This is a genomic window from Janthinobacterium sp. 75, from assembly GCF_004365495.1.
Taxonomy (GTDB): domain Bacteria; phylum Pseudomonadota; class Gammaproteobacteria; order Burkholderiales; family Burkholderiaceae_D; genus Janthinobacterium.
On the sequence record NZ_SORD01000001.1, the window covers coordinates 2,496,060 to 2,520,450 of the forward strand.

General features: G+C 62.6%; 15 protein-coding genes. 12 read left to right on the forward strand and 3 right to left on the reverse strand.

The genetic code is table 11. The features are described from left to right. Positions 1 to 23: 23 nt before the first annotated feature. The 3 genes from C8C89_RS11360 (at position 24) to C8C89_RS11370 (ending at position 3,183) form a co-directional block, all read left to right on the forward strand. The gene (locus C8C89_RS11360; protein WP_034750488.1) at positions 24 to 1,409 is read left to right on the forward strand and encodes a replicative DNA helicase; all 1,386 of its coding nucleotides are present in this window, start codon (positions 24 to 26) and stop codon (positions 1,407 to 1,409) included. Positions 1,410 to 1,503: 94 nt separating this feature from the next. Next, on the forward strand, positions 1,504 to 2,130 hold the full coding sequence (locus tag C8C89_RS11365) for a DUF47 domain-containing protein (RefSeq protein ID WP_010400015.1): 627 nt from the start codon (positions 1,504 to 1,506) through the stop codon (positions 2,128 to 2,130). A gap of 42 nt (positions 2,131 to 2,172) precedes the next feature. Beyond that, entirely contained in the window at positions 2,173 to 3,183 is a 1,011-nt protein-coding gene (locus tag C8C89_RS11370; protein WP_101482256.1) for an inorganic phosphate transporter, read from the forward strand. A 46-nt stretch (positions 3,184 to 3,229) separates the two neighbouring features. On the opposite strand, the gene C8C89_RS11375 is transcribed toward C8C89_RS11370, so the two are convergent. Next, positions 3,230 to 4,126: an MBL fold metallo-hydrolase gene (locus C8C89_RS11375; RefSeq protein ID WP_133989959.1), complete on the reverse strand. Its 897-nt coding sequence runs from the start codon at positions 4,124 to 4,126 to the stop codon at positions 3,230 to 3,232. Between the two features lie 187 nt (positions 4,127 to 4,313). Here C8C89_RS11375 and C8C89_RS11380 point away from each other — a divergent pair, with 187 nt between their 5' ends. The 8 genes from C8C89_RS11380 (at position 4,314) to C8C89_RS11415 (ending at position 20,623) form a co-directional block, all read left to right on the forward strand. Beyond that, complete coding sequence (locus C8C89_RS11380; RefSeq protein ID WP_133989961.1) at positions 4,314 to 5,936, forward strand: HD family phosphohydrolase; 1,623 nt, start codon at positions 4,314 to 4,316, stop codon at positions 5,934 to 5,936. A gap of 59 nt (positions 5,937 to 5,995) precedes the next feature. Further along, complete coding sequence (locus tag C8C89_RS11385) at positions 5,996 to 8,206, forward strand: adenylate/guanylate cyclase domain-containing protein (protein WP_133993305.1); 2,211 nt, start codon at positions 5,996 to 5,998, stop codon at positions 8,204 to 8,206. A gap of 211 nt (positions 8,207 to 8,417) precedes the next feature. Continuing rightward, positions 8,418 to 10,028 (forward strand): ShlB/FhaC/HecB family hemolysin secretion/activation protein, encoded by a 1,611-nt coding sequence (locus C8C89_RS11390; protein ID WP_133989963.1) that lies wholly within the window; start codon positions 8,418 to 8,420, stop codon positions 10,026 to 10,028. Positions 10,029 to 10,044: 16 nt separating this feature from the next. Beyond that, entirely contained in the window at positions 10,045 to 16,191 is a 6,147-nt protein-coding gene (locus tag C8C89_RS11395) for a YDG domain-containing protein (protein WP_166674713.1), read from the forward strand. After that, a complete protein-coding gene (locus C8C89_RS11400) occupies positions 16,160 to 16,915 on the forward strand; it encodes a FecR family protein (RefSeq protein ID WP_243857974.1) in 756 nt (251 codons plus the stop codon). The genes C8C89_RS11395 and C8C89_RS11400 overlap by 32 nt, the downstream gene beginning before the upstream one ends. Before the next feature lie 91 nt (positions 16,916 to 17,006). Beyond that, complete coding sequence (locus C8C89_RS11405) at positions 17,007 to 19,451, forward strand: heavy metal translocating P-type ATPase (RefSeq protein ID WP_101482253.1); 2,445 nt, start codon at positions 17,007 to 17,009, stop codon at positions 19,449 to 19,451. Positions 19,452 to 19,453: 2 nt separating this feature from the next. Further along, the gene (gene cueR / locus C8C89_RS11410; protein WP_101482252.1) at positions 19,454 to 19,873 is read left to right on the forward strand and encodes a Cu(I)-responsive transcriptional regulator; all 420 of its coding nucleotides are present in this window, start codon (positions 19,454 to 19,456) and stop codon (positions 19,871 to 19,873) included. A gap of 21 nt (positions 19,874 to 19,894) precedes the next feature. Further along, positions 19,895 to 20,623 carry a glutathione S-transferase gene (locus tag C8C89_RS11415; RefSeq protein ID WP_208327693.1) on the forward strand — a complete coding sequence of 243 codons (729 nt, stop codon included), beginning with the start codon at positions 19,895 to 19,897 and terminating at the stop codon, positions 20,621 to 20,623. Between the two features lie 48 nt (positions 20,624 to 20,671). On the opposite strand, the gene C8C89_RS11420 is transcribed toward C8C89_RS11415, so the two are convergent. Together C8C89_RS11420 and C8C89_RS11425 are read right to left on the reverse strand one after the other, a co-directional pair. Continuing rightward, on the reverse strand, positions 20,672 to 20,872 hold the full coding sequence (locus tag C8C89_RS11420) for a heavy-metal-associated domain-containing protein (protein WP_101482250.1): 201 nt from the start codon (positions 20,870 to 20,872) through the stop codon (positions 20,672 to 20,674). A gap of 83 nt (positions 20,873 to 20,955) precedes the next feature. After that, positions 20,956 to 21,897, reverse strand: coding sequence for a bestrophin family protein (locus C8C89_RS11425; RefSeq protein ID WP_133989967.1), 942 nt, complete (start codon positions 21,895 to 21,897; stop codon positions 20,956 to 20,958). Positions 21,898 to 22,655: 758 nt separating this feature from the next. On the opposite strand from C8C89_RS11425, the gene C8C89_RS11430 reads away from it, so the two are divergent. Next, positions 22,656 to 24,338 carry a serine hydrolase gene (locus C8C89_RS11430; protein WP_133989969.1) on the forward strand — a complete coding sequence of 561 codons (1,683 nt, stop codon included), beginning with the start codon at positions 22,656 to 22,658 and terminating at the stop codon, positions 24,336 to 24,338. Positions 24,339 to 24,391: the final 53 nt, after the last annotated feature.

Consider the following 24,391-nt stretch of genomic DNA (forward strand, 5'->3'; position numbering starts at 1 on the left):
CCGAAGCGGGTATAATTCGCGCCATGAACGCCCCCTCTGATCCGCAACTGGATTCCCTCCGTATTCCGCCGCATTCGATCGAAGCAGAACAATCCGTTATCGGTGGTCTGCTGCGCGACAATGCAGCATATGACCGCATCGCCGACTTCATGCATGCGGAGGATTTCTATCGCTATGACCATCGCATCATCTTCGAGCAAATCGTCAAGATGGTTAACGCTTCCAAGCCAGCCGATGTCATTACTGTTTTTGAAACCCTGACCCAGCTCGGCAAGGCCGATGACGTGGGCGGACTCGCTTACCTGAACGCCATGGCGCAAAACACGCCATCGGCCGCGAACATCCGGCGCTATGCCGAGATCGTGCGCGACCGCGGCGTGCTGCGCAAACTCATCACCGTCGCCGACGATATCTCCGGCACGGCCTTCAGCCCGCAAGGCAAGGAAGTCAAGCAGATGCTTGACGAGGCCGAGTCGAAGATTTTCGCCATCGCCGAAGAAGGCGCGCGCGGCGCCCAGGGCTGGACCGCGATCCAGCCCCTGCTGACGCAAGTAGTCGAGCGCATCGACGAACTGTACAGCCGCGACAATCAGAGTGAAATCACGGGCGTGCCCACTGGTTTCATCGACCTCGACCGCATGACATCCGGTCTGCAGCCGGGCGACCTGGTGATCGTGGCGGGTCGTCCTTCGATGGGCAAGACGGCGTTTTCCGTCAACATCGGCGAAAATGTGGCCATCGACAGCGGCTTGCCCGTGGCCGTGTTCTCGATGGAGATGGGCGGCGCCCAGCTGGCCATGCGTATGCTCGGCTCCGTCGGGCAGCTCGACCAGCACCGTCTGCGCACGGGCCGCTTGAACGACGAAGACTGGCCGCGCCTGACGAATGCGATTCAAAAGATGAACGACGCGCAGTTGTACATCGATGAAACGCCGGCCTTGAATTCCATCGAATTGCGCGCCCGCTCGCGCCGTTTGTCGCGTCAATGCGGCAAGCTGGGCCTGATCATCGTCGATTACTTGCAGCTGATGTCGGCCAATACGCCGGGCGACAACCGCGCCACGGAGATTTCCGAGATTTCACGGGGCTTGAAAGGCCTGGCGAAAGAACTCGGTTGCCCCGTGATCGCGCTGTCCCAGCTGAACCGCTCGCTGGAACAACGCCCGAACAAGCGTCCCGTCATGTCGGACTTGCGCGAATCGGGCGCTATTGAGCAGGATGCCGACGTGATCCTGTTCATTTATCGTGACGAAGTGTATAACCCCGACTCGCCAGACAAGGGAACGGCCGAAATCATCATCGGTAAACAACGTAACGGTCCAATCGGCAGCATCCGCCTCACCTTCATGGGGCAGTACACCAAATTTGGCAATTACAGTGGTGGCCTGGCGCTTTACCAAGGCGACTAAGACTCAGCAGCACTGGCAATTCCATTGGCCGCCCCCGACAACGGGGCGGCTTTCTGTAGTAAATAACACGACTCAATGCTTAACGGAGAATGACATGTTTGGACGCTTGATGCCCACTGAGGGCAAGTTTTTTGAATTGTTTAACCAGCACGCGGAACTGTGCGTCAAGGGCGCCAAAGAAATGCTCGGCCTGATGACCAATTTCGATGACCTGGAAAACCGCGTGCATGCGATCGAAAGCATCGAGAAACAGGCGGACAAAGTCACTTACGCCACCGTCGAAATGCTGCACAAGACCTTCATCACGCCGATCGACCGTGACGACATCCATCAGCTGATCACGCGCCAGGACGACATCCTCGACCTGCTGGAAGACGCGGCGCAGACCGTCTCGCTGTACGACCTGAAAGCCGTCACACCGGAAGCCAAGCGCCTGGCCGAACTGGTGCTGGCCTGTACCGAGAAGGTGCGCGACGCCGTCGCCATGCTGCATAACATGGACAACTCGCGCAAGATCGTCGCCATCTGCGAAGAGATCGACCGCCTGGAATCGGATGCCGATCACGTGATGCGCGCCGCCATGTCCAAGCTGTTCCGCGATGAACCGGACGTGCGCAACCTGATCAAGCTGAAAGCGATCTACGAAATTCTGGAAACCGTGACCGACCGTTGCGAAGATGTGTCCAATATTATCGAAGGCATCATCGTCGAAAACGCGTAAGCGTTGGGCATGTCCTGAACCAGAATCAGAAAAGAAACTACAATGACCATACAAATCAGCATCTACGTGCTAGGCCTGTTGATCGTCCTCGCGCTGCTGTTTGACTTCATGAACGGCTTCCACGATGCCGCCAACGCGATCGCCACGGTGGTCTCGACGGGCGTGTTGAAGCCGCAGACCGCGGTTGCCATGGCCGCCACGTTCAACTTCGTCGCCATTTTCGTGTTCCACCAGCTGACCGTGGCTGCCACGGTGGGCAAGGGCACGATTGACCCGTCAGTGATCGACCAGTACGTGATCTTCGGCGCGCTGATGGGCGCCATCTTCTGGAATTTGTTTACCTGGTATTACGGCATTCCATCGTCGTCTTCGCACGCGCTGATCGGCGGCCTGGTAGGCGCCGCCGTCGCCAAGTCGGGCACGGGCGCGCTGGTCGCGGCCGGCCTGTGGAAAACGGTGGCCTTCATCGTGATCGCACCCGTGCTGGGCTTTGTGTTCGGCTCCATCATGATGCTGCTCGTGTCCTGGATTTTCGTGCGTTCCACGCCGCGCAAGGTCGACAAGTGGTTCCGCCGTCTGCAACTGGCATCGGCGGCAGCCTACAGCCTGGGCCATGGCGGCAATGATGCACAAAAGACCATCGGTATCATCTGGATGCTGTTGATCGCCGCCGGCTACTCGAATGCGGCCGACGCCATGCCGCCGCTGTGGGTCATCATCTCGTGCTACACGGCCATCAGCTTCGGCACGCTGTTCGGCGGCTGGCGTATCGTCAAGACCATGGGCCAGAAGATCACCAAGCTCAAACCCGTAGGCGGCTTCTGCGCCGAAACGGGTGGTGCGATCACGCTGTTCGTCTCGACGGCGCTGGGCATTCCCGTGTCGACCACGCACACCATTACGGGCGCCATCGTCGGCGTCGGCTCGGCGCAGAAGATGTCGGCCGTGCGCTGGGGTGTCGCAGGCAACATCGTCTGGGCATGGATCTTCACGATTCCTGCCTCCGCTTTCGTGGCGGCGGTTGCATGGTGGATTGGCCACCATATTATGTAATGGATAGCCAACGCCAGTAAAAAGGGAGCCTTGCGGCTCCCTTTTTTTATGCGCCGGCCAGTTCCACCGTTAGCCCCTCGTAGGCGAGGAACACCTGCAGGCCGTTGAGGCGGCTCGCATAACGGCCCATCACGTCGGCAAAGACGGCTTCCAGCTGCTCGTCGCTGCGGGTCGGTTCGTGGTGGGTGCAGTACAGGCGCCGCACGCCGCAGCGCAGGGCCAGGTCGAGGGCGGCGTCGAAGGTGCCATGGCCCCAGCCCTGCTTGCCCGGATACTCCTCGCGCGTGTAGGAGCAATCCATGATCAGCGCGTCGACGCCGGCGACCACGGCGTCGATGCCGGCCTGGCGCTGCGCATTGCGTGCCGCGCAGGGCGCATGCTCGGCATGGCCGGGCGGATGCAGGTTGTAGAACGGTTCGTGGTCGCCGCTGAAAAACAGCGCGGCGCCGCCGCAGTCGATACGGTAGCCGAGGTTGACGACAGGGTGGTTCATTTCCGCGCCGCGCACGTTCGCGCCGCCCACCTCGACGGCTTCGCCGGGCGCCAGCGTGCGGTACTCGATGCAAGCCGCCATGGCCGCTTCGCTGACGGGGAAATAGCTGTTTTGCAGCTGTACCGCCATCACGTGCTCGATGCCCCGTCCGGCGACGGCATCGTGCGCGCCATGCAGGCGCATGCGGTTGCCGGCCACGAACAGGGGGCTAAACATGGGCAAGCCGTGGATGTGGTCCCAGTGGCTGTGCGTGATGAAGACGTGCGCGTCGACCGGCACGCCGGGCGGCAGTTGCTGCGCCAGCGAAAAGATGCCGCTGCCCGCATCGAGAATGATCAGGCTATCGTTGTCGGTGCGTACTTCGATGCATGTGGTGTTGCCGCCATAGCGCGCCGTGCGCGGGCCGGGGGAGGGGATGGAGCCGCGCACGCCCCTGAACGTGAATTTCATTCAGTACCTTGTTACGGTGTAATTATTGTTGATTCTATTCTAATTAATGAGATTGGCGGCAACATTTATGCGTGTTGCGATACGGCAAGTTATTTCATTTTGTTGTAACTAAGTAATGTACAGTGTGCAGGGTGGCCGTTACACTGGCGCTTGCAGACTTCCCTTTCCTTACCTGATTGCCATCAACATGCCTCAGTTGCACCCTGAGAAAATCGCCCACAGACTGGAGCAATTGACTGAACTCAGTGTCGCGCTCGGCCATAGCCTGGGCGGCGAGGGACACGATATCGGCGCGTTGTTGCAGCGCATCGTGCTGCTGGCAAAAAGCATGAGCGGCGCCGATGGCGCCACCCTGTACCGGCCCATGGCCGATCGCCGCCAACTGGCATTCGACATCTCCGTCAACGACAGCCTGGGCATCGCGCAGGGGGGCGACATGGGCTTGCCGGGCGTGCCCCTGTTCGATGGCGCCGGCCAGCCTAACCTGGCATCGGTGGCTGCGTACGCTGCGAACATGCGCCGCAGCGTGAATATCACCGACGTGTACCGTGATGAGGGCTTCAATTTTTCCGGCATGCGCGAGTTTGACCGTCACCACGGCTACCACACGCAATCGATCCTGACGGTGCCCATGAGCGATCACGAGGGCGATTTGATCGGCGTGCTGCAACTGGTCAATGCCAAGGATGGGGAGACGGGGCAGGTGCGCGCCTTTTCCTCCACCGACCAGCGCTTCATCGAGGCGCTGGCCGCGCAGGCGGGTGTGGCGCTGACCAATCAGCTGCTCATTTTGCAACTGGAAGAGCTGCTGGAATCGCTCGTTACCCTGATCAATATCGGCATCGACGAAAAGTCGCCCTACACGGGCCGTCATTGCCAGTTCGTGCCCGAGCTGACGATGCTGCTGGCCGACGCCGCGCACGCCACGCAAACGGGGCCGCTGGCCGATTTCCGGCTCAGCGACAATGAGCGCAAGCAGTTGTGGCTGGCCGGCCTGCTGCACGACTGCGGCAAGATCACCACGCCCGTGCACGTGGTCGACAAGGCCACCAAGCTGGAAACAATCTTCGATCGCATCGCCCTGATCGACACGCGCTACGAAGTGCTGCTGCGCGACGCCGAGATCGCGGCCCTGCGCCAGCAGGCGGCACAGCCGCAGCAAAAGGACGCCATCGGTCGCGCGCTGGAACTGGAGCTGGCGGCGCTGCGCGAAGAGCGCGACTTCATCCGCACAGTGAACATCGGCGGTGAAAGCATGGCGCAGGCCGACCAGGAAAGAGTGCGGCAGATCGCCAGGCGCCGCTGGCGCGCGGCCGATGGCGAACTGCGCGATTTTCTCGATGCCGACGAGACGGAAAACCTGACCATCCGCGCCGGCACCCTGACGGCAGCCGAGCGGGCCATCGTCAACAACCATATCAGCGTGTCGATCCGCATGCTCGAAGCGCTGCCGTGGCCCAAGCACCTGCAGAAGGTGCCCGAATACGCGGGCGGCCACCACGAGCGCATGGATGGCAAGGGCTATCCGCGCGGGCTGACGAAAGAGCAGATGTCGGTGCCGGCACGGCTGATGGCCATCGCCGACATTTTCGAGGCCCTGACGGCACGCGACCGGCCCTATAAAAAGGGCAAGTCGCTGTCCGAATCCTTGCGCATCCTCGGCAATTTCAGCCTGAACGGGCATATCGACCCGGAACTGTTCGACGTTTTCATCCGCAGCAAAGTCTATATGACCTTCGCTGAAAAGCACTTGCATCCGAACCAGATCGATGCCGTCGACGAGGCGGCCATTCCGGGCTACACGCCGTGAAGCGGGCCTGGCGCGGCGCGCTGGCACCAGCATGGCGCAAGCATGGCGCGCGTTTTTTCATGGGTGTGTTCTTGAGCGTGGCGGCCGCCATCCTGTGCCTGGCCGGCAACGACAATATTGCGCGGCTTGACGCCATGCTGGGCGACTGGCGCATGCGTGCCGAAACGGCGCAGCTGGACCGCCGCATCGTCATCGTCGACATCGATGAGCAAAGCCTGGCCCGCGTGGGCCGCTTTCCCTGGAGCCGCGATATCCAGGCGCGCCTGGTGCACCAGCTCAGCGGCCACTACGGCGTAGCTGTACTGGGCTTCGATATCTCGTTTCCCGAAGCGGACACCAGTTCCGGCTACGCCGTGCTGCAAGGGCTGTCGCGCGGCGAATTGGCGGGCGTGGCAGGCTTGCCGGCTCAGCTGGAAAAATTGCGCCCGGCCATGGACTACGACGGCCTGTTTGCCGAGGCCATGCGCGGCAAGCCCGTGGTGCTCGGTTACAGCGTCTCGGACCAGCAAAGGAAGGGTGTGCTGCCCAAGCCCGCTTTTACCGTCGCCGATTTGAACGGGCGCACCGTCACGGCCTACGTGGCGCGCGGCTACGAAGCCAATATCGCGCCCCTGCAGGCCGCCGCCCAAGGGGCCGGCATCTTTACGGCGCTGACCGATGCCGATGGCGTCGTGCGTTCCTCGACCCTGTTGCAGCGCATCGGCGACGGTTATTATCCCTCGCTGTCGCTGGCCACTGTGGCCGTCTACCTGCAGGCGCGCGCCATCGCCCCCCGTTTTACGGGCACGGCCGATACCCTGTCGGCACGCGAGCTGGCCAACGGCGGACTCGACCACCTCATGCTGTTCACGCCGCGCGGCGCAATGGCGATCCCCGTGGGCGAAGCCTTGACCACCACGGTGCAGTACCGCGGGACGGGCGGCCCCGATGGCGGCGCCTTCCGCTATGTGTCGGCGTCCGACGTACTGGCCGGCACGGTGCCGCCCGCGCTGCTGAAGGGCGCCATCGTACTGGTGGGCACCACGGCACCCGGCTTGAACGATATCCGCGCCACGCCCGTGAATGCCGAGTATCCGGGGGTGGAGGTGCACGCCAACCTGATCAAGTCCATGCTCGACGGGCGCTTCAAGGCGCGGCCCGACTATGCGCTGGCGTTCGAGCTGGTGCAGATCATGCTGTTTGGCCTGCTGCTGGCGGGCGCCCTGGCCGTGCTGCCGCCGGCCGGCGTGATGCTGGCTACTCTGGGGGCGCTGGCGGCCGCCATCGCCATCAACCTGTTCCTGTATGCCGTGCACGACCTGGTGCTGGGCGGCGCCGTGCTGCTGTTGCTGATCGTCGCGCTATTCATCGCCAACCTGGCGTGGGGCTATTTTTTCGAGGTGCGCAAGGGACGCGCGCTGGTAGCGCGCTTCGGCGAGTATGTGGCGCCCGAACTGGTGGCGGAGATGGCCGACGATCCGCGCCGCTACACCATGGAGGGCGAGAACCGCGAACTGACGGTGCTGTTTGCCGACGTGCGCGGTTTCACGGCCATTTCCGAGCAGATGGCGCCGGCCGCGCTGCGCGAATACATCAACGAATACCTGACAGCCATGTCGGAAGATATCCGCGACAGCCATGGCGGCACCCTGGACAAATACATCGGCGATGCCGTGATGGCGTTCTGGGGAGCGCCTGTCGCCTTTGCCGATCACGCCAGCCGCGCCGTGGCCAGCGCCTTGCTGATGCAGCAAAGCGCGGCGCGGCTGAACCGGCAGTTTTGCGCACGCGGCTGGCCGGCGCTGCGCATCGGCATCGGTCTCAATACGGGGCCCATGCATGTGGGCGACATGGGCTCGCGCATCCGCCGCGCCTATACCGTGATGGGCGACAGCGTCAATCTGGCCGCGCGCCTGGAAGGCGCCAGCAAGCTGTATGGCGTGGGCATCGTGGTGGGCGAGGCCACGCGCGCCGCCGCCCCGGATTTCCTGTATCGCGAACTCGACCGGATCAGGGTATTGGGCAAGCAGGAAGCGGTGGCCATTTTCGAACCGCGCTGCGTGCTGGCCGGCGCCTCTGCCGTCGAGCTGGCCCAGCTGGAGCGCTGGCATGCGGTGCTGACCCGGCTGCGCGCGCGCGACTGGGCGGCGGCTGGCGCGCAGCTTGCCTGCCTGCAGGCTGACTTTCCCGATGATGGCCTGTATCGGCTGTACGCGGCACGCCTGGAGCGCTATCGTCACCTGCCGCCGCCTGCGGACTGGGATGGCGTGACCGAATTGCACAGCAAATAGGCTCGCCATCGCGCCCTGAAATGCCAGCCATTGCGGCGTTTTTCATCATCGTGGGCACACTCTTTGCTGCGTTGCGATAAAAATCTGGGAGAAATGTTAGAAATTTCTGACTGGAAACTAAAAGCCGACTAAAATTTGCCTTCAATCCATTGCGGGACACGCTGGCGCCTGCGGGCCGCGCGCTTGTCCGGTTACACAAGAAATCCTTCACATGACATATCGCTTGGTGCACCTGCTTGCGGGTTCCGCGCTGCTGTTCGCCGTCGGCGCCGCCGGCGCCTCCGTTTCCATGGAAGAAGCTGCTCCTGCGACGCAGGAGGACGGCGTGCCGCGCTTCGAGATCCGCCGCTTCGACGTCCAGGGCAATACCCTGCTCACGTCCGCGCAGGTGCAAGCCTTGCTGGCGCCCTATACGGGAGCTCAGCGCGATTTTTCCCACATTGCCCGTGCCGTCGAGGCGCTCGAGGGGGCTTACCGCGAACGTGGTTACAGCGCCGTGCAGGTGCAATTGCCCGAGCAGGAACTGGAGCGTGGCGTAGTGCGCCTGAGCGTGCAGCAAACGCCGCTGGGCAAGCTTGCCATCAGCGGCAATGCCCATGTCGACGAGGCCAACGTACGGCGCGCCTTGCCGTCCCTGCGCGAAGGCGAGACGCCGAACCTGCCGGCCCTGTCGCAAAGCCTGAAGCTGGCCAATGAAAACCCGGCGCGCAAGATCGAAGTACGCCTGCAGGCCGACGAGCCGGCGGGCGCCATCGACGCCTTTGTCACGGTGGCCGATGAAAAGCCCTGGAAAGCCATGCTCAATGTGGACAATACGGGCAGTGTGCAGACGGGCAAGACGCATGTGGGCGTGGTGCTGCAGCATGCCAACCTGTTCGGGCGCGATCATGTGGCCAGCCTGCAATACACGAGCAGCCTGGAAAAGCCGGACAAGGTGGGCGTGTATGGCGCCGGCTATCACTTGCCGCTGTATGCGCTGGGCGACTCGATGGATTTTTTCGCCAGCTATTCGAACGTCGATTCGGGCAGCATTTCGGCCGGTATTGTTGACCTTGCCGTCAGCGGCCAGGGCAGCATGGCCGGCATCCGTTACAACCAGAACTTTGCCCGCCGTGGCGATTTCGAACCCAAGCTTGTGTACGGCGTCGATTACAAGGCTTACCGCAACAGTGTGCAATTGTTCGGCATGCAGCTGGGCGCCGACGTCACCGTGCATCCCCTCAGCGTCAGCTACATCGGTGCCTGGTCGCTGCCCGCAGGCGAGACCAGCGTGGCGCTCACCTTCGCGCACAACATTCCCGGTGGCAAGCATGGCGCGCAAGCCGATTTCGACCGGGTGCGCGCGCATGCCAAGGCGGCCTACAGCACCGTGCGCCTGAGCGCAAGCACAGGACGTGTCCTGGCCGACGACTGGCAGTGGCGCGCGCTCGTCAACGCGCAAGTTACGCCGGACGCGCTGGTGCCGGGCGAGCAGTTCGGCGCCGGCGGCGCCGCCTCCGTGCGGGGTTTTGCGGAGCGCGAGGTATCGAATGATATGGGCGTCAACCTGAACCTGGAACTGTACACGCCGAACTGGTGCGGCCAGGCGCTCGGTTTCCAGTGCCGCGCACTGGCCTTTTATGACACGGCCGGCCTGCGCCGCAACCATGCGCTGCCTGGCGAAAGCGCTTCGCAAGGCATAGCCAGCGCCGGACTCGGCCTGCGTTTGCTGTTGAGCCGCTACGCCAATCTGCAACTCGATTACGCCCATGTCGTCAATGGCGGCGACACGGGGCAGCGGGGCGCCAACCGCCTGCATTTCCGCCTCGCCTTGGCCTACTAGTATCAGGATGAACACCATGCACAACCATGTCCAGCACGCCTCCGTTTTCATCCTGATGCCACCCCTGCGCCGCACGGCGCTGGCACTGTTGCTGGCCGGCTGCTTCGGCGCGGCGCAAGCCAACCCCGCATTGCCGCAGGTGGTCCATGGACAGGCGACGTTCAATCAACAGGGAAACATTTTCTCGATCACGAACACGCCCAACACCATCATCAACTGGCAGAGCTTTTCCATCCATGCGGGCGAAATCACGCGCTTCATCCAGCAAAATGGCAATAGCGCCGTGCTCAACCGCATCACGGGACAAGACCCCAGCAAGATCCTGGGCGCGCTCGAATCGAACGGCAAGGTCTTCCTGATCAACCCGAACGGCATCGTCTTCGGCCAGGGAGCAAAAGTGGACGTGAGCGGGCTGGTAGCGTCCAGCCTGGGCATGTCGAACGAGGATTTCCTGGCCGGCAGGCGCCAGTTTACGGCGGGCGGCGTGGCCGGCGGCGTCAGCAATGCGGGCACCATCCAAGCTGGCAAGGGCGGGCAAGTGCTGCTGATCGCGCCGAACGTGGAAAACACGGGCATCATCACGGCGCCGAATGGCGAAGTGATCCTGGCGGCCGGGCGCAGCGTGCAGCTGGCCGACCCCGGCAATCCGCAGTTGCGCGTGTTGGTCTCGGCGCCAAACGACCAGGCCCTGAACCTGGGGCAGATCATTGCCCAGGGCGGCAGCATAGGCATGGCCGGTGCGCTGGTCAGCCAGCGCGGCGTGCTCAATGCGAACAGCGCCGTCGTCGGTGAGCATGGCAAGATCGTCCTCAAGGCCAGCGGCAAGACGCTGCTCGAAGCGGGCAGCATCACCAGCGCCACGGGCGCGGCCGGCAAGGGCGGCGACATCGAGGTGCTGGGCGAACAGGTGGGCTTGCTGGGCAGTGCGACAATCGATGCCAGCGGCGCCACGGGCGGCGGTACGGTCTTGCTGGGCGGCGATTACCAGGGCAAGAACGCGGCCGTGCAGAATGCGCGGCAGGTGCTCGTTGGCAAGGACGCCAGCGTGCATGCCGATGCCATCGACAGCGGCAACGGCGGCAAGGTCATCGCCTGGGGCAATGCATCGGCGCAGGTGCACGGCAGCCTTTCCGCGCGCGGCGGCGCGCTGGGCGGCGACGGCGGCTTCGTGGAAACCTCGGGCTATCACTTGGCGGTGGATGGCATCCGCGTCGATACGCGCGCGCGCGCGGGTAGCGGCAAGACGGGCGTATGGATGCTCGATCCCTACGACATCGAAGTCGTACAGGGAACAGGGGGCAGCCTGAGCGATGTTGACGATTTTAACCAAGGCGCGTCAACGGGTAGTACGGTCATCGGAGCCAGCGTCATTGCCGGATCGACCAGCAATGTGACGTTGCAGGCCAAGCACCGCATCAACTTCAGCGGCATTGTGAGCATGGTCAATTCTGGTGTCGGACTAACTGCAACGGCGGGCGAGTCGATCAACGTGTATGCCCCCATCACGACCCAAGGCGGCGACGTGACCTTGTCGGCCAACGCTGTCAGCAGCGGCGGCGCCTACGGCCCGGGATCGAATGTCAATCTGGCCGCCACCATCAACAGTAACGGCGGCAACGTGTCGCTGTCGGGCGCCAGCGTGGCCGGCAGCGGCATAGTCAATGTAGGCAGTGGCAATTTGAGCCTGCTCGCGAATGCCGCGTCGGGCGGCATCACGCTGTCGGGCAGTGGCAATCAGTTGATCGGCAGCGGCGCCGCTGGTCAAAGCCTGGTCCTGCAGGCGGACAATATGAGTCTCGCAGGCGGCATCAATTTCGGTGGCGCTGGCGGCGGCGCGAAGGTGATCATCCAGCCCCTGAGCAGTTCGCGCATCATCGACCTGGGCACCAAATCGGATACGGCCCTGAGTTTGAACGCGCTTGAGGTGGCCGGCATTTCGGCATCGTCGCTGACCATCGGCGATGGCAGCAATACGGACGGCATCCGCATCTCGGGTGCGCTCAATACCGCAGGCGACCTGCACATCAACTCCGGTTCCACCATCATGGCCACGGGCGCCGTGACGGTGGGTGGCAGCTTTGTGCTGGACGGCGGCAGCTGGGTGCAAAACGCGGCGGCCCTGCCAGGATTTAGCGCCAGAAACTTTTCCATCGGCAGCGGCGCCAGTTTCCTGCGCGTGGCAGGCGGCGACGGCGTTTCTTCGCCGTATCTGCTCGCCGATATCTATGGTTTGCAAGGTGTCGCCAGCCTTGCCCTTGGCAACAGCTATCGTATGGCCGGCAATATGGATGCCAGCGGCACCGCAAACTGGAACAATGGCCTGGGTTTTGTGCCGATTGGCAGCAGCGGCAGCGGCTTTTCCGGCATGTTCGATGGTGGCGGATTTACGCTGCGCAATTTGAAAATCGACCGCAACCTGGCGCCCGGTTCTGCGGCAGGCCTGTTTGGCACCGTGCAGGGCGCTACCTTGCGCAACCTGACCCTGAGCGGCGGCAGCGTCGCCGGCACGGCGAACGTGGGCGCGCTGGCGGGCAATGTTGTGAGCGGTACTATCGATAGCGTCAACAGCAGCATGGCCGTCAGCGGCCAGCGCAATGTCGGCGGCCTGGTGGGCAGCAACGGCGGCACCATCACACTGTCCGCCAGCAGCGGCATGGTCGCCGGCGTGAATGCCGATGGCGGCGGCGCGATTGGCGGCCTGGTGGGGGGGAATGCGTCCGGCGCCAGCATTGCGACCTCATACGCCACCGGTGTTGTGACGGGCGCGCGTGAAATGATCGGCGGTCTGGTGGGCAACAACCAGGGCGCGCTGAGCCAATCGTATGCCACCGGCGATGTCAGTGGCGCGCGCAGCATCGGCGGCCTGGTAGGCCTGAACGGCGGCAGCATCAATGATGCGTATGCCAGCGGCGCCGTGGGCCGGGCAGGCACTGCCGATTCCATCCTGGCCTGGGAAAACATGGGCGGGCTGGTCGGTGAAAGTACGGGCAGCGTCAGCCATGTCTTCAGCAGTGGTGCCGTGAATGGCGGCGGCTACGCGGCAGTCGGTGCGGTAGCCGGCCGCGTGGCTACCGGTTCCCCGTTCGGCTATGGTTTTTTCAATGCTGACACTTCACTGGTGCAAATCGATGGCGGTGGTTCCAGCGGCCTCAGCACGGCGCAGATGAAGCAGCAAGGCAGTTTCAACGACTACAATTTCAGCAGCGTGTGGCGCATCTATGAAGGCTATACGACGCCAATGCTGAAGGCTCTCCTGAAGCAGCTGCAGGTGAATATCTCGGGCAACGCCGCTGGCAAGGTCTACGATGGGCAGCTGGCCGCCTTCCTCGGTTCGATCAGCTATGTGGGACTGCTCGACGGTGATACGGGTGTCAATGGCAGCCTCGGCTACGGCAGCGACGCGCGCAATGTGGGCAACTATGCAGCGACGGGACTGTGGTCGACCAAGTATGACATCACGATGGGCGGCATGACCACCTTGGCCATCACGCCGCGCGCGCTGACGGTAAGCTTGGGCGGCAATGGCAAGGTGTATGACGGCACGCTGGCTTACGACGGCGCCAGTTTTGTACTGGGTAACGTTGTGGCGGGCGATAACCTCAGCGTCAGCGGCAGCGCCGCCTTCCTCGACAAGAACGCGGGCAGCGGCAAGGCCGTGCATGCCAGCGGCCTGGTCCTGGACGGCAATGACCTGGGTAACTACAAGCTGGCCTCGAGCACGGTCGACGGCATAGCGGACATCAGGGCGCGCCAGCTGCACTATAGCGTCACGGGAGCGCAAAGCCGCGTCTACGATGGCAGCTTGCAGGCTGCCCTGACTGGGTATTTTGAAGGCATGGTGACGGGCGACCGGGTCAGCATGGCCGGTTTGCAGGGCCGCTTCCGTGACAAGAACGTGGGCAGCGGCAAGAGCGTCGACTACCAGCTGACGACGGGTCTCCTGACGGGCGCCGATGCGGGCAACTATGTGCTTGATGGAACGGTGGGCAGTACCACGGCCGATATCACGGCGCGCACCCTGAACGTGCGTTTCAATGGCATCAACAAGACGTATGACGGTACGACAGATGCGCAAGTCGGCTTTGGCGACGACCGCATTCATGGCGACGTCTTGACGGTGGCGGGCAATGCCGCGTTCGGCAACAAGAACGCGGGGTCTGGAAAAACCATCACGGTGACGAACGTGGCTGTGAGCGGTGGTGATGCGGGCAACTATGTGCTGGGCAATACTGCGGGCAGTACTACGGCCGATATCGGCGCGCGCGCGCTGAACCTGTCCGGCGTTGGGGGCAACAAGGTCTACGATGGCACGTCGCTTGCGCAGCTGAGCCTGGGCGATGACCGTCTCGCTGGCGATAGCTTGACAGTCTCGGCCGTGGGCAGCTTTGCGGACAAGAACGTGGGCGCGGCCAAGGCCGTGCAGCTGAGCGGCGCGATACTGTCAGGCGCCGATGCGGGTAATTACTTCATCGTCTTGCCGACAGGCTTGCTGGCCAGCATTACGCCCGCCACCCTGAGCCTGGCAAGCCTGAACGCTGCCAACAAGGTGTATGACGGTACGACTTCCACGACGGTCAGCGCTTCGGTGAACGGCGTGCTGGGCCGGGATGAGGTCAGCCTGGTGGGCGGCAGCGGCAGCTTTGCCGACAAGAATGCGGGCACCGGCAAACTGGTGACGGCCAGCGGTTTCCGTCTGGCAGGCGCTGATGCGGGCAACTACACCTTGGAGACGACGGGTGCCACGACGCAGGCAACAATTGCGCAAAAACAATTGTCCACCTGGGTCGGCAGTGGCAACGGCTTGTGGAGCGATGCGGCCAACTGGGACGGCGGCGTGGTGCCGGAAGGCGCGAACGTGCTGGCTGTCGACTTTACCAACAGCAAGGGCATCGTCACCTATAGCGCGGCGGCCGGCAGCACCACCCTGAAAAACCTGACTTCCGCGACGGGCTTGCTGCTGACGGGCGGTAAGCTGACCCTCGGTGAAAGCGCGCTCGATCGCTCCGTGCTGAGCGGTCTGGCCGGCCTGGAAATCAACGGTGGTAGCTTGCTGCTGAACGGCAGCCTGTCGGCGGAGCGTTATGCGCAAGGCGGCGGTGTGCTGAGCGGTAATGGCAACTTGCTTGTCGCCAACAGCTTCAGCCAGGCGGCCGGCGCTATCGCACTGGCGGGCCAGCTGGCGATCACGCAAGCGGCTGGCGACTTGCGCTTCGCCAGCCTGGCGGCCAGCGATGTGCGTCTGAACGCCTTGAACGGCGCTATCGGCCAGGATGGTGCGCTGCTCGCCAGCAGCGTGACAGCGCAGGCGCAGAATGGCATCGTGCTGGGCAATGCGGGCAACCGGGTGGGCAGCTTTACGGCAAATAATAGTGCCGTTGGCGGGATCATGCTGAACAATACTTCGGCGCCCGGTAGCCTGGCGCTGGGCAAACTTGCCACGGGCGCCGGCAATATCGCCATCGACAACACGGGCGGCATCGCGGCCGGCGATATCAATGCGAATGGCGGCAACGTCACCTTGACGGCGCACAGCCCCGTCACCGTCAACGGCAAGATCCAGGGCAATGACATTGCGCTCAACGCCAGCACGGACGTGGTGCTGGGCGATGGCGCGCAACTGGCAGCGCTGCGCGACATCAGCCTGGTGGCGGGCCGCGACATCAGTGTTGGCGGCAAGGCCAGTGTTCTCGGCGGCGGCAATTTCAGCGCCAGCGCGGAAGGCTCTGTGCGCTTTGCGGACGCGGCCACCTTCACCTTGCCGGCAGCGGCCAGCATGAGCGTGCTGGCGAAAACGGGCAGCATCACGGGTACGCAGGGCGTGCGCATCAATCGCCAGCGCGCCAACGTCAGCTTGCAGGCGCCGAAGGGCGCGGTGGCCATGCCGGACGTCATCTTCCTGCCCGGCACGACCATCGACCCGCCCGTTACCCCGCCCGTCACCCCTCCCGTCGCCCCCCCCGTCATCAGCGCTGTCATCAGCGCTGCCATCAGCGACGCCTTGCGCATCATCAATCAGACCGACCGTAGCAACGACCCGCTCCCCGCCAGGCAGTCAGCCAAGCCTGATGACAAGGTGCCGGACGACAAGAGTGTTGCCGGCGGCACAGGCAAATCAACAGGATACAAAGACAATGACTCTATTAAAAAAACCTATTGCAACTAAGGCCCTGTTGTGGCTGGCGCTGATGTGCCTGGGCGCGCACGCCTGGGCCGGACAGGTGGCGGGCACGGTGATGCAGTTGAGTGGTCCGTTGATGGCAAAGAAGGCGGATGGCAAGGTAAAAATCCTGGCCGTCAAGTCCGAGGTCGAGCAGGGCGACACCTTGCTGACGGAAAAAGAGACCTATGCATTGATCAAGTTGATCGACAATAGCGAAATCACCTTGAAGCCGAATACCAGTTTCGTGATCGAGCAATTCAGCTACGCAGCCGAGCAGCCTGATGACGACCACGCCATCTTCAGTTTGCTCAAGGGCGGTTTGCGTTCCGTCACGGGGCTGCTTGGCAAGCGCAACAAAGAGCGCTTCGAGATGAAGACGCCGGCCGCTACCATCGGCATCCGCGGCACGACGTTTGTTGCCAACTATGTTGCTCCCTCGGTACCGCCGCTGACATCGGCGCCGCCATCGGCAGGGCAAGGGCTGGCTCCCGGCCTGTATGTGCACGTGATCGATGGCCTGATTCAGGTGAGCAATCCTGCTGGCGCGCAAAGCTTTGCCCCCGGCCAGTTTGGCTTTACGCCCAACTTCAGGCAGCCGCCCGTGTTGCTGCCCGTCAATCCCGGCATGCCGTTCACGCTGCCACCGGCGTTCGTGGCGACATCGTCCGGCGCAAGTGATGCCGCTGGCCCCGGCACACCTGCCACCATCGACTGCGTAGTACGCTAAGGTTTTCTTCAGGCAAAAATAGAGCTTGACCTTCCCATCATGGGATAGCAGATCCTGTCCTTATTCGTTAATTTTTCGTACAGGATCTGCCATGAATCAGACCGCACTCGCTCCCGCCAGTTCCAGTCCTTCCCCTCCCGCCGCCGCGCATGCACAGGCGCTGGCCATCGAAGGCATGAGTTGCGCCTCGTGCGTGGGCCGCGTGGAAAAGGCCCTGGTCGCCGTGCCCGGCGTGACCGAAGCCAGCGTCAATCTGGCCACCGAAGTGGCAAGGGTCACGTCCAGCACGCCGATTCCCCTGGCGACCTTGCAAGCGGCCGTGGAAAAAGCGGGCTATACGGTAGCGCAGCGCGAGATCGACCTGGGCATCGCCGGCATGACCTGCGCCTCATGCGTGGGCAGGGTGGAAAAAGCTTTGCTGAAAGTGCCGGGCGTGCTGGCCGCCAGTGTCAACCTGGCTACGGAAAGCGCGCGCATCAAGGTGACGGGCGGCTTGGAGGCAGGCATCCTGATCGCCGCCATCGACAAGGCCGGCTATGCCGCCACGGTTCCCGCCGCCAACCAGGCCAGCGCGCCTGCCGCCGTGCCCAAGCGCGATGGCATGAAAGTCGCGTTTGCGGCCGTGCTGGCTTTCCCCCTGATGCTGCCCATGCTGCTGGAATGGGCCGGCATCCATCTGATGCTGCCAGGCTGGCTGCAATTCGCCCTGGCCACGCCCGTACAATTCTATTTCGGTGCCCGCTTCTACCAGGCGGGCTGGAAGGCGGCCCGCGCCGGCAGCGGCAATATGGATTTGCTGGTGGCGCTGGGCACGAGCGCCGCGTATGGCTTGTCCGTCTACCAGTGGCTGACGGCGGGCGAGATCATGCCGCACCTGTACTTTGAAGCATCTGCCGTCGTCATCACCCTGGTGTTGCTGGGCAAATGGCTGGAAAGCCGCGCCAAGCGCCAGACGGCCTCGGCCATCCGCGCCTTGCAAGTCTTGCGTCCGGAATCGGCCCGCGTGCGTCGCGACGGTGTCGAAATCGACTTGCCCGTGGAGCAGGTGAAAGTGGGCGACCTGGTCGTCATCCGCCCTGGGGAACGGGTGGCCGTCGATGGCGTGGTGGTGGAAGGCGCCAGCCAGATCAACGAGTCGCTGATCACGGGAGAAAGCTTGCCGGTCGACAAGCACGTGGGCGACAAGGTCACGGGCGGCGCCATCAATGCCGATGGTTTGTTGCTGGTACGCACACAAGCCGTGGGTGGCGAGACGACCTTGTCGCGCATCATCCGCCTGGTGGAGGACGCGCAGGCGGCCAAGGCGCCCATCCAGCATCTGGTCGACAAGGTCAGCGCGATTTTTGTGCCCGTGGTGCTGCTGCTGGCGCTGCTGACCATGCTGGGCTGGTGGTTTGCGACCGGCGAGCTGGAAAATGCCATCATCAATGCCGTCGCCGTGCTGGTCATCGCCTGCCCATGCGCGCTGGGCCTGGCCACGCCGACGGCCATCATGGCCGGCACGGGCGTGGCTGCCCGTTACGGCATCCTCATCAAGGATGCGGAAGCGCTGGAAGTGGCGCACGCCGTCAATACCGTCGTGTTCGACAAGACGGGCACCTTGACCATCGGCAAACCAGCCCTGGCGGCCCTGCATGCGCATGGCATCGAGGACGCACGGCTGCTGCAACTGGCGGCCAGCATCCAGCGCGGCAGTGAACACAGCCTGGCTGCGGCCGTGCTCGATGCCGCGGCCGCCCGCCACATCGATCCCTTGACTGCCACGGCCCTGTCGGCCTTGCCGGGCCGCGGCCTGGCGGCCCATGTCGATGGCCTGGAATTGAAATTGGGCAGCACCCGGCTGATGCAGGAATTGCACGTGAACATGGCGCCTTTGGCGGCACAGGCCTTGTCCCTGGAAAACACGGGAAATACGATCTCGTGGCTGGCCTCGGGCACACAATTGCTGGGCCTGTTCGCCTTCAGCGACCAGGTCAAGCCGAATGCGCAGTCGGCCATTGCCCATCTGCACAGCCTGGGCATCCGCACGGTGATGTTGACCGGGGACAATCAAGGCAGCGCGGACGCCGTCGGCAAGCTGCTGGGCATCGACACGGTGGCGGCGAAAATGCTGCCGGCCGATAAAACCGCTAAAATCATGGCACTGAAAGGCGAGGGTGCCAAGGTGGCCATGGTAGGCGACGGCATCAATGATGCGCCCGCGCTGGCGGCCGCCGACGTGGGCATCGCCATGTCGACGGGCACGGATGTGGCCATGCATGCGGCCGGCATTACCCTGATGCGCGGCGATCCGGCCCTGGTGGCGGACGCCATCGATATCTCGCGCCGCACTTACAGCAAGATACGGCAGAATCTGTTCTGGGCATTCATTTATAACCTGATCGGCATTCCGCTGGCCGCCTTTGGCTTGCTCAACCCCATGGTGGCGGGCGCGGCGATGGCCTTCAGTTCGGTCAGCGTGATCAGCAATGCCCTGTTGCTGCGCCGCTGGAAAGCCCGCAGTCATTCAGCTAGCGCGCATACCAAGGAGCAATAAGGATGAATATCGGCCAGGCGGCAAGCGAAACGGGTGTATCGGCAAAAATGATACGCTACTATGAAAGCATTGCTTTATTGAAACCCAGTGCGCGCAGCGACGCTGGCTACCGTATCTACACGCCGAACGATTTGCACGCCTTGCGGTTTATTAAAAGGGGGCGGGGCTTGGGTTTTTCGCTGGAACAGATCCGCGAACTGCTGTCGCTGTGGCAAAACGACCAGCGTGCCAGCGCGGATGTGAAAGGCATCGCCCTGGCCCATGTCGCCGAGCTCAATAAGCGCATCGCCGAACTGACGGAAATGCGCGATACCCTGGCCCACCTGGCGCAATCGTGCCACGGCGATGACAAGCCCGATTGCCCCATCCTGCAAAGCCTGGGGCTGGTCGGTGAAACGGAAGCAAAAGCATGTTGCCATTGATGTAAATCAACGGAGGTGCGTATGGCGTATGAACTGTATTACTGGCCGACGATCCAGGGGCGCGGCGAATTTATCCGATTGGCCCTGGAAGAGGCGGGTGCCGACTACCGCGACATCGCCCGCTTGCCCGAGCGCAAGGGGCAGGGCATGCCGGCCATGCTGGCCTGCCTCGATGGCGACAGTACGCCACATGCCGCCTACGCGCCGCCCGTGCTGCGCGATGGCGACTTGCTGATCGGCCAGACCACGAATATTCTGCTGTACCTGGGCCGGCGCCTGGGCCTGGCGCCGCGCGCGGAAAGTGGTCGCCTGTGGCTGAACCAGTTGCAACTGACAATGGCCGACTGGCTGACAGAAGTGCACGACACGCACCATCCGCTATCGATGAATCAGTATTATGACGAGCAGAAACAGGCTGCCCTGCAGCGCAGTACCGATTTCCGCGCCACGCGTTTGCCCAAATTCCTCGATTATTTCACCCAGGTCTTGCTGAACAATCGCAGCCGTGGCCATTATCTGGTGGGCGCAAGGCTCAGCTATGGCGACCTGTCGCTGTTCCAGATGCTGGCTGGCCTGCACTATGCGTTTCCGCAAGCCATGGAGCGCCTGGCACCCCGGTACGCCGCACTCTTCGCGCTGCACGACGCCGTGGCGGCGCGGCCGAACATTGCCCGCTACCTGAAGTCGAAGCGCAGAATTGCATTCAATGAGGAAGGCATCTTCCGTCACTACCCGGAACTGGACGGTTAAACAAGACAGCCGGCGCGAAGGCCGGCTGTCTTGTTGCTGACACTGCTGTTACTGCGCGCTGGTGACGGGGTAGCCCGCCTCCACGATGGCGGCGCTGATGGCGCCCAGTTCGGCAGGCGATTCCACCGTCACGCGCTTGCTGGCCAGGTCAATCTGCACCTGTGCGGCGGGATCGATGCCTTGCACCGCTTTCGTGACCGAGCCGACGCAATGGCCGCAGCTCATGTTTTCAACTTGTAACTGATACATGGCAAGCACTCCTTGAATGATTAAGTGCACCCACTGTAAGCCTTCCCCCGATGGTAAGGTCAAGGGGAAAGCTGGCGTGTGGATCAATTCAGCATGAAGTCGACAGCTTGCATGGGCGGCGGCACATTCTCATCCTGCACGGATTCGCGCAAGCTGATTTCGATGGCGCGGCACATGGCCGACAGGGGCAGGTCGTTGGCATCTTCGCCGAACGGTTCCTCGATCTCGTCGCCCAGGGCATCGAGGCCAAAGAAGGTATAGGCGACGATGGCGACGACGAAGGGCGTCATGAAGCCCAGCGAGTCGACCAGGCCGAACGGCAGCAGGAAACAGTACAGATAAGCCGTGCGGTGCAGCAGCAGCGAATACGAGAAGGGAATCGGCGTGCTGCGGATGCGTTCGCACGAGGCGCCCGCCGCTACCATGGCCGAGACCGTGTTATCGATCTGCGTGGCGAGGATGGTGTCGATACGCCCCTGCCGGATGCAGTCGGCAAGGTCGTGGCCCATCTGCAACATCAGGTAGTCGGACGGGTTCGCCGCCTTGCAGGCCGCCTCCCATTCTGCTGGACGCAGCAGCGGCTGCAAGTCGGCCGGTCCACGCGTGTCGCGCAGCTGGTGGCGCAGGGCGTGGCAAAAGGCGATGGTGCGGTAAATCATGCGCACGCGCACATCTTGGAGACCCAGTTTGGCGTGGGCTGGCGTATCGCTGCGTATCATGGTCTGGCACTGGCGCGAGAAATTACGGCTGCGCAATACCAGTTCGCCCCATAGCTTGCGTGCTTCCCAGTAACGGTCGTAGGCGGCCGTATTGCGAAAGCCAAGGAAGATGGCCAGCGGCAAGCCGATCAGGGTAAACGGGATGGTGGTGAGGATGACCTTGTGATCGAACAGGGTACCGTGGCACCAGGTGACAATGGTGGCAATCAGGGTGTTGACGATGAGGGTAGTGCGGATGCGGGGCAGGACAGAGCCGCGCACCACCAGAAACAAGCGCAGCGCCGATGGACGCTCGCGCACGATCATGCCGTGCTCCCTGTTCGTGGCTGGGCCTGCGTGGAAAGGCGCGCCCGGTGATCGATAAGGGAGGAAAGACAGCGTGGCAAATGCCGGGAACAAAAAGCCCGCGATGTATGCGGGCTGAGCAGGGTGAGCATGGGAAACAATGTAGGGGAGACGGCTTGAGTATAGGCCGCCGTTGCGCTCCCGGCCAATTCAAAATGATAATGGCCATTATTCATTTCATGAATGAATATTTCATCTATAAGTGTATGTGTGAATTTCAGCGCTTCGGCTTATGTCATTGCCTGTTGCTGTTTCAATGTCGCGCTGTTTATATCGCTGTTACGCAACCAGCGCGTATGCTGCTTGTGGCCCGGCCAACTGCAGTTCGGCACAGTGTCCACTTCGGCGCCGCCGCAGTGGCAGCAGTCCCGGGCGCACGTGCCAGGCACGGCGAACACATTTCTGGGCTATGCGTGACGCTGGCAGCGACGGATTGCCCACATGGCCAAGTGCTTGCCGCGGGTGTCGAATGAAAAAATGCAAGCTCCTTGGCCGCTTGCCTTTCTGCATTGCTTCGAGCTTACGACAGGTGTGCAGAAAGTCATGGTGTCAAGCAGCCATGAAATTCCCATTGTGACAAAAGGAGAGATTCTCTCCTGACGTGTCTGCTAGGCTAAGTGAGCTAATTGGAAATATTTTCTAAGGCAAACGCGTCCGCCCGATAGCCGCCGCCAGGGGCCTGGCCATGCTTGTTCCTCCTTCTTTTGAAAGCGGTCTCCATGTTTAAAGTTTCCAGCATCTGCCTCGCCACCCTGATCCTGTTGCAAGCACCGAACACCTGGGCCGACCAGCCTGCTCCACTGAGCCAGCGGCAGCAAGCATTGGCCGCGCATATCGATGCCAGCATCGCACCGTATTACAAGTCCGGCGAACCGGGCGCCGTCGTCATCGTCGTCAAGGATGGCCAGCCCTTGCTGCGCAAGGCGTATGGCCTGGCCAGCGTGCGGGATGGCCAGCCGCTGACGCCCGACATGTCGCTGCGCCTGGGTTCCATTTCCAAGCAGTTCACGGCCGTCGCCATTCTGCTGCTGGCCGACCAGGGCAAGCTGGCTATCACCGATGACATCACGAAATTCCTCCCCGATTACCCGACGCATGGCAAGAAAATCACGATCGAGCAGCTGCTCGCGCACACGTCCGGCATCCATGACTACACGAGGAAGCCAGAATTTGTGCCCAACAGCACGAAAGACTTGAGCGTGGCGCAGATGATCGATTTTTTCAAGAACGATCCACCCGACTTTGAACCGGGCACGCGGTGGAGTTACAGCAGCTCCGGCTATTTCCTGCTGGGCGCCATCATCGAAAAGTCATCGGGCCAGCCCTATGCCACGTTTGTGGAACAGCAGATCTTCGTGCCGCTGGGCATGAAGGACACGGCTTATGAAGGCCACGAGCGCCAGCCCGTCAAGCGCGCAGCCGGGCATATCCGTTCGGGCGAGACGTTTGTGCCGAACTTGCCGCTGAGCATGACGCAGCCGTATTCGGCCGGCGCGCTCGTCTCCACCGTGGACGACCTGGCCCGCTGGGATGCGGCCATTTCGGACGGCAAGCTGCTCAAGGCTGCCACCTGGCAGCAGGCATTCACGCCGGCCAAGCTGAACGACGGCCAGGCGACCCGCTCCGGCCTGGGATGGAAGGTGGGCACATGGCAAAATACCCCCGTCATCCACCATAGCGGCGGCATCAATGGTTTTTCCACGTATGCGATGCGCTTGCCGAAAGAAAAAGTGTATGTTGCCGTGCTGGAAAACTCGGACACGGGCCTGGTCGATCCCGATGTGGTAGCGCGCAAGGCGGCCGCCATCGCCGTGGGCCGGCCGTATCCGGAGATCAAGGTCATCACGCTCAAGCCCGCCATCCTCGATGCGTATGCGGGCGTGTATGCCATCAATGACAAGGCTGGCTACACGATCCGCAACTTCGAGGGCAATCTGCTGCTGCAGCGTACTGGACGCCCGGCGCAGCGCCTGCTGGCCTATTCGCCCAATGGTTTTTTGATTGAGAACACCCTCACCACTGCCGAGTTCGAGCGGGGGCCGAAAGGAGAAGCACAGCTGATACTCAACGATGGCGGCGAGTCGAAGTCCGTGCATGAACGGGCTAGCGCCGTCAAGCCGGCCCGCGCCGTGGTCGCCATGACGCACGCGCAATTCGATGGCTACGTTGGCCGCTACGCGCTGGCGCCCGAGGTGTATCTGGAAGTGACGCGTGAAGGCGACAAGTTCTTTGCCCAGGTGACAGGTTTCCGCAAGCTTGCCATGCTGCCCATGAGCGAGACGGCTTTCTTTTCAAATGAAGTCGATGCGGAAGTGCGTTTCAGCAAGGATACCAATGGCAAGACCGAGCAACTGGTGCTGCGCCAGGAAGGGCAGGACATGCCGGCCAAGCGGGTGAACTAAGCGTATTTTTCTGTCCAGCCTGCCGGCCAGCGTATGCTGACGGCAGGCATGGG